General features: G+C 36.8%; 3 protein-coding genes. All 3 read right to left on the bottom strand.

Annotation, left to right across the window (positions count from 1 at the left end; all coding sequences use genetic code 11):
• A partial coding sequence (locus JO950_RS20135) for a condensation domain-containing protein (RefSeq protein ID WP_237732401.1) occupies positions 1 to 974 on the bottom strand: 974 nt, incomplete at its 3' end.
• Positions 975 to 977: 3 nt separating this feature from the next.
• On the bottom strand, positions 978 to 4,061 hold the full coding sequence (locus JO950_RS20130; RefSeq protein WP_202704237.1) for a type I polyketide synthase: 3,084 nt from the start codon (positions 4,059 to 4,061) through the stop codon (positions 978 to 980).
• 141 nt (positions 4,062 to 4,202) lie between these two features.
• Positions 4,203 to 8,236: non-ribosomal peptide synthetase (locus JO950_RS20125; protein WP_202704236.1), on the bottom strand; the 4,034-nt coding region annotated here is incomplete at its 5' end.

Here is an 8,236-nt window from a genome sequence, read left to right as displayed (position 1 = left end):
GAGGCCAGTAAGCCCATGAAAAGACTGCCGCCATTCTCCTGCACATATCCCTTTAGCTTAGCTGTTGTTGCTTTGTCAAGATAAGCGCCTAAGCTATGACCTTTATAGGTTTTTAGTTTTGGTCGCTGTTTGCTGCTTGGAAGCTCCAGTAATGGCAGCTCTCCTGAGAGTTTGTCCAGCCAATATTCTCCATGCGCCTTAAATGACTCCTGATTCAATTGAGTCAGCTGCCAGGCTGAATAATCCTTGTACTGGATTCTCAATTCCTCCATATCAGGTTCTTTCCCTTCCCTACAGGCTACATAGTACTTGAATATATCTTTGGTTAATACCTCCATTGACCAACCATCACTAATAATATGGTGTATGTTGAAGTAGAACCAATATTCCTCTTCCTCTACCTGAAGTAAGGCCGCTCTGAGTAAAGGTCCTTTTTCCAGATCAAATACCTGATGGGAGTCAGCTGTTATATAGGCTTCTACTTTTTCTTTCTTATCAGCTTCTTCTCTAAAGTCCTGATAATCGATCGTAAACCCTAAATCTTCCCTTTCAAGTATCCATTGCCTGATCTCTCCTGACTCATCTTCTTTGAAAACGGTTCTTAAGATCTCATGGCGGTCGATGAGATTATCAAATGATTTTTCAAATAAAGCCAATTTATACTTTCCCTCTAACGTTATACTTACCATCATGTTATAAGCTGCTGAGGCTCCTTCATATTGGCTCAAAATCCAGAGTCTTCTTTGGGCATCAGAGATTGAATAATGATTATTTAAAGAAAGTACAGGAATTTCAGTGTATTTACGATCGTTGTGATACTTTCCTAAGTAATTAATAAGCGCTAACTTATTATCTTTTATCTTAGAGATTAAATCATGAGATAAGTTATCGCCATCAAAATCAATAACTAACTCTTCTTTATCTACGGATAAAAAAATATTTTTTGATTTAAGTTCGCTAATCAACTCTTTCATAAATTACAATCGTATTTGGTTGGACGTCGCCGATTTGTTCTCAGCTTTATTTAATTCTTTAACTTCTAATGCTAAATCAATCTCTCTCGCAAGTTTTCTTATGCTACTATTTTCAAAAAAATCGCCCACGGTAATCTCAATATCAAAGGATTTGTGAACTCTTTTCAGTAATGTGATTGCCTTCAATGAATCTCCTCCCAGCTCAAAAAAGTCATCATTTACACCTATCTTCTCATATCCAAAGGAAGATTTCCATAGTTCTGCTAATTCTTTTTCTATTTCTGTTTTGGCTTCAGCATACAAAGTTTCTATATCCGGTCTTTCTAAGTTTTCTAAAAACATCTCTGACGCTTCCTTATCCGATTCTAAAGCCCGGCCAACTTGCGAAATAACCTCTCCATTATTCAGCTTATCTATCGAACCAGAGGTATACAAGTTGATCAGTATTTGCATTGGATTCACTCTGGCTGGAAAAACTATTTTATCAAATGAATAAGTCGGCGCTGAAACTTTATTTCTTGATTGACCGGAATAATATTCATCCCAATTAACAGGTACTCCACTTCTCCACAAAGTCCCTAATGCTTTTAATAAATAATAAGAATCATCTTTTGTGGCTGTCGGATGTTTGAGTACGGAAGCCAAAACTAAACCGGAATAAAAATTCGTATTATGTCGTAAAAAGTCCAATAAGGTATTTTCAGATCCAATCTCAATAAAAATGGAATTGCCTTCTTTCAATAAAAAATCTAACCCTTTAGAAAAATTGACGGTTTCCCGCAAATGTTTTACCCAGTACTTAGGAGAAACTGCTTCTTCTTTTTTAATCGGTTCCCCGGTAGTGCAGGAGATGAATGAATATTTAGGATATGAAAAGTTTACTTTTTTCAGTTCCCTTTCGTAGGCCTCTAAAATTGGATCCATCATCGCACTGTGAAAGGCGTAATAGGTTCTAAGCCTCGAAAATGTTATTCCTTTAGCAGAAAGTAAATCTTCAACTGTCTTAATACTTGCAGAACTCCCCGAAATAACACAGGAATTCTCTGTATTAATTGCAGCGATAGCGATATCCGGCGGACTCATCTCAATAGCTTCTTTAGCCGAAAGCGGAACGCTCAACATAGCACCGCGTTCTACTTCACTCATTAACTGCGCCCGTCTAACCACTAGTCTAATCCCCTCTTCAAAAGTAAAAACTTCACTAATACAGGCAGCTACATATTCACCAAGGCTATGGCCTATCATTTGTGATGGCTTAACCCCTAACTTCAGCAAAAAATTAGCAAAACCGTATTCCAACAGAAATAGCAGCGGTTGCGTATAACAGGTGTCATTTATCTTATCTCTTTCTGAACCACTTTCTTCATGGTACCCCAGGATACCTTTATAGTCAACGCCTGTTTCGTCATTTAAAATTCTTAAACCCTCGTCTATAATTAATTTAAAATCAGGATACTGCAAATACAATTGTTTCCCCATTCCGTAATACTGGCTTCCCTGACCGGAAAACATCAATACGATTTCTTTCTGCTTACTATCGTTGAAAGTCTGGCGAAAATCTAACTCCTCTAATTGTGCAATGGCCTCTTTAGAGTCCTTTCCAATAATGAAATTTCGAAACTTATGGCTATATCTTCCCGTTTTAAGTGTATAGGCTAAATCTGCCATATTCACTTTTTGATTTTCCCTTAAAAAATCTTTCAAGGAATGACCATAACTTTCTAAAGAAGATCTTGTTTTAGCAGAAAATGGGAAAAGTTGATATACTGTAGGAACGCTTGCCAATTGTGATAAAGGCGGTTCTTCCAGAATTGCATGTGCATTCGTACCCCCAATACCAAAGCTACTTACGCCCGCTAATCGAGGCTTATCGCTCTCCCATTCCGTTAATTTGTCATTGACGGAAAATGGTCCGGATTTAAATTTAATATCCGGATTTGATGTCTTGAAATGCAAAGAGGCCGGCAACATTTTTTTTTCTAAAGACAGTGCTGTTTTAATTAATCCGCTAACTCCTGCAGCAGCATCCATATGTCCAAAATTAGTCTTTAGAGATCCTATGCTGCATTGATGTGATGTATCATAATTAAAAGCTCTATTCAACGCTTCTATCTCTATCGCATCACCTAATTTAGTACCAGTTCCATGCGCTTCGATATACGAAATAGCTGTGTGATCAACCTCAGCGATTTTTAAGGCGGTATCAATACATTCATATTGTCCGATAATACTTGGAGCTACATAACCTACCTTCAAGCTACCGTCATTGTTGACAGAAGTGGATCGGATTACGCCATAAATATGATCTCTGTCAGTTAAGGCATCTGCCAGTCTTTTTAAAACCACAACCCCTGCACCCTCTCCTTGTACTGTACCCGAAGAATCCTGATCGAATGCTTTACAATGACCATCCTTAGACAGAATAGAACCTTCCTCATACAAATAGCCAACAGCTGTATTTGATCCAATACTTACCCCGCCTGCTATTGCCATGGTGCATTCTTTCATTAACAAACTTCGACAAGCAATATGAACCGCCACTAATGAACTTGAACAAGCTGTATCAACAAAGTAACTTGGACCTTTTAAATTTAGGGAGTAAGAAATTAATCTGCTTACAGAGTTAACATTTGATATATGCTTAATGAAAAAAGGGTTTACATTTAATGTGGTGGAAAGAGATACATAATTCCTCCAATTTATATTATCACTTGCACTAAAAAAACTCCCTATTTTCTGAGAATAATTATGAGGATTATATCCTGCATCTTCTAAACTTTTCCAAGCCTGTTCGTGTAGGATTCTGGTTTGTGGATCCATCAAAGCCGCTTCTTCTTTTGTGTATCCAAAAAAAGAAAAATCGAAACTTCCGGGCTCCTCTATTAAACAACTACCCTTTACATATTTCGGATTACGGATAAGATCCCGGTCTACTCCTGCCTTTTCCAGGTCTTCATCTTCATGAAATTGGATTAACTCCTTACCGTCTACCAGATTCTTCCAAAAGTCCATTATACTTTTTGACTTCGGGAATAGTCCCGACATACCGATTATCGCGATATCCTTTTTTATAGATCTATTATTCATATTATTATTCAGGCTTTATTGAAATAAAATTACATCTCAAAATACAAAAACTTCAAACTACTTACTTCGTAACTGAGACATAATAGAGTCTTCGTATGGTGATGTCTAAATCCTTCTTTGAAATGACTTGATGACTGTAAATCAAATCAAATCAATCATATCATCCATTTCAGAAGCAATACTACTCTTTGCCAACACGGCAACGTTGGATTGTACTCCATTGATTAAATATGTCGCTAATGTGCTAACCGAGGTAAATTCAAATACAGAAACCGCCTGAAGATTTGAATTCAATTCTTTATGAATAAAAACATATAATTTCATTAATCCCAATGAACTGATTCCAAGATCAAAAAAGTTATCATGAACACTTATCTGACTTTTATTTTTTCCTAAAATGTCTGCAATAATTTCAATAATTTTCCTTTCTACTTCGTTTCGGGGAGCAATATATTCTACACCATTATCAATACCTGCTATTAGTGGATCTGGTAAGGAATCTTTGTCTACTTTACCGTTTAGTGTCAACGGAATACTCTGGAGTACTACAAAGTAGGCCGGAAGCATATATTCGGGGAGAGTTTTTCTTAAACGGGCTCTCAGATCATTCCCATTTTGCTCTGATTTGGTGACCATATAGGCCACAAGTTCGTTTTCATTGTTTTGATTTTCCCTGACTATCAAAACGGCATCTTCTATAACATCCAATTTTAGTAGTGCAAGTTTAATCTCTTCCAATTCTATCCTATATCCTCGTATTTTTACTTGCTCATCTATCCTTCCGATAAACTCTATCTCACCATTTGGCAGCCATTTTCCTAAATCTCCAGTTCTGTATAAAAGTTCTCCGACAACAAAAGGATTATTGATAAACTTTTCCTTGGTTAATTCTTTTTGATTTAAGTATCCCTTAGCCAAACCTACTCCGCTAATACAGATTTCACCCGGTAAACCAACAGGACGAAGTTGTTGATTGGCATCTAAAATATAGACCTTATTGTTTCCAATTGGTCTTCCTAAAGCGACTCTAGCTACATTTTGACTCTTATCAACTTTGTTTATTAATTTACCTATCGTAGTTTCGGTTGGCCCATAGTGATTGTATACCTCACAAGTACTAACACTGCGTTTTATATATTTTATTATTTCTTCTGAAAATGGTTCCCCACCAAGAATCAAACATTTATTAGGCATAAAAACGTCCTCACTGGTTTGCAATGCTTTCCAGTGTGAAGGAGTCATCTTAATACAATCCAAATCAAATTCCCGCATTTTATGTGCATCGATGATATCCTCTTTGACAATAACGTGAAGTGCTGCACCTATTAGTAATGAAGTAAAAATAACTGTATTACCCAAATCGGCTGAAATTGTAGAAACGAGCCCAAATGACTTACATGTGCTAATGTTAGTTTTATCTAATACCCCAAAAGCATAATCTACAACTGCTCTTGAAGTAATCATTACTCCTTTTGGTTTCCCTGTTGAACCTGAAGTATAGATCACATAAGCCAGATTATCCGCTTCAGGCACTACAGAAAGCCTATCCGAAGCATAGTTTTCCGGGTCAAATTCTACATCAATTGCAAAAATATCTCCTTCATAATAATCAATATCATGAATAAAATTAACTTCTGTGATTAATAATACTAGTGAGGCATCATTAATTATAAAATCTTTTCTGCCAGAAGGGTCCTGAGCATCGATCGGAACATAAGCTGCACCTGCTTTTAAAATACCCAGAATTGAAACAATAGACCATTCGTTTCTGTTGAGCATCACCCCTATTAAATTATCAGGCTTGATCTTATAATTTTCAACCAGATAATGTGCCAACTGGTTTGATAATTTATCCAGTTCGTTATAAGTGAACTTTTTATTTCTAAATACGAGTGCTATATCATTCGGCGTTTTTGACACCTGTTCCTCAAACAATGCTATAATTGTTTTGTTCTCGGGATAGTGTAAATCCTCTGCATCGTTAAAATGAAGAAGATCATACTTTTCCTGGTGAGACAAATATTCTATTTGTGAAATCTTTTCTTCAGGGGTTTCTAATAGCGCATTTAATAATTGTTTGTAATGTTTTATTACCCCCTCTATCATGTCTTTGTCGTAGACATCGGGATTAAATGTCACATCCAGGGATACACAATCATTTACTTCCTGAAGTGCAACGTTTATATCAAATTTAGATACGCGATGCCCTTTGTCTGTAATGGCCTCTACTTCCGTTTCTTTTAGTTCATTTCTATTAACTTTTTCACCATTATTCTGAAGAAATAACATAACATCAAAAATGGCATTTCTACCGGGATCACCATGAAAATTTAAATCTTCTACCAACCTGATAAAAGGATACATTTGATGGTTAAGGCTCTTTAATGTTGAATCTGTTACAGACCTAAAAAAATCATGAAAACTTTCTTCCGGTTCAATCTGCGTTCTAAGTGCCAACGTGTTAGAATAGAAACCTATTTGACCTTCAAGATCAGGGTGATTTCTACTGGCAACAGAAGATCCGATTATTATATCTCTCTGGTTGGTGTAATGGTACATTAGAATATTCCAAGAGGCCAACAACCCTATATATAAACTTCCTCCATTCTTTTCCGAATATTTTCTTAATTTATCAGTAAGATTTGCATTAATATAGGCTTGGAGACAATGACCGTTGTTGGTTTTAACTTTTGGTCTTTGCTTTGTACTTGGCAGATCCAGTAATGGTAATTCTCCTGAGAGTCTGTTCAGCCAGAATGTTTTATGTGCTTGAAAAGACACCTCGTTCAATTGCGCTAACTGCCAGGCTGAATAATCCTTGTACTGAATTTTCAGCGGAATTAATTCCGGCTTTTTGTTTCCGATAAATGCATCGTAGTAAGTCAGGACATCTTTAGTCAATACCCCCATTGACCAGCCATCACTAATGATATGATGCATATTGAAATAAAGAATACAACTATCCTCTGTGACTTTCATAAAATTAGCTCTAAATAAAGGGCCATTTTCCAAATCAAAGGGCTTAAATGAATCCTCATTTATAAAGGCTGCTGCTTTTTCCAGGCCAGCCAAATCACTTCTGAAATCTTGATATTTTACTTCAAAATCTAATTCTTCTCTGTTAAGCACCCATTGTCTTATCTCACCCGACTCATTTTTTCTAAAGATCGTTCTTAAAGATTCATGACGGTCAATTGTTGCCTTTATCGCTTTGGTAAGAATTTCGATATTGAAGTCTCCCGTTAGATTGATACTATCGGGCATATTATAGGCTATCGATCCTTTTTCAGATTGACTCACAATCCATAGTCTTCTTTGAGCATCTGAGAGCGCATAATCCGATTGAGGAGTTATTGTTTTAATTTTAATGAATTCTTCTCTTTTTGAAGATGCTATCAGAGCCACATGAGAAGCTACGCTGGTGTGCGCAAATAATTCTTCTAACGATAAATTAACTGCTATTTTCTTTTGATACTCATTGCTCAGACGAACTGCTTTTAAGCTATGGCCTCCCAATGCAAAAAAGTCATCATTGATCCCAATATTTTCTCTTTCCAGTACTTCTTCCCAAATATTTACCAGTCTCTCTTCCAGCTCATTTCGTGGCGCTACATAGGCAACACCACTTGATAGTCCCGCACCCTCAGGATTCGGTAATGCTTTTTTGTCTATTTTACCACTGGCTGTTAATGGGATGGTCTCGAGTTGAACAAAGTACACCGGAAGCATATATTCCGGCAACGACTGTTTTAAATAAACTCTTAAATCACTTGTGTTCTGCTCAATATTAGAAACGATATACGCCACAAGTTCTTTCTCTGCTGACTCGTTCTCTCTGGCTACAACAACCGCCTGAGTTACAGCTTCATGCTTTACTAAAGCATGCTCTATCTCTCCAAGTTCTATCCTGTGTCCTCTTATTTTTACCTGATCGTCTTTTCTCCCTATGAACTCAATGTTACCATCGGGTAGCCAACGACCCAAATCGCCTGTTTTGTACAAACGCTCTCCTGCTCTAAAAGGATTTGTTATAAACTTCTCCTGACTTAGCGCTTCCTTATTTAAATAACCTCGTGCTACCTGATCTCCTCCAATCAGAATCTCGCCTAAAACCCCAACCGGCTGAAGCGAATTCTTTTCATTTACAATGTAAATCTGTGTATTGTCAACAGGCT

Origin of the sequence: Flavobacterium sp. UGB4466, assembly GCF_903469665.1 — a bacterium.
Classification (GTDB): domain Bacteria; phylum Bacteroidota; class Bacteroidia; order Flavobacteriales; family Flavobacteriaceae; genus Flavobacterium; species Flavobacterium lipolyticum.
The sequence above is the reverse complement of the archived record's forward strand: the minus strand, read 5'-3'. Positions and strand labels throughout refer to the sequence as shown.

What these genes read in the sequence shown, in the direction of transcription:
- JO950_RS20130 (WP_202704237.1), bottom strand. Translation starts at nt 4,061, where the DNA reads ATGAATAATAGATCTATAAAAAAGGATATCGCGATAATCGGTATGTCG.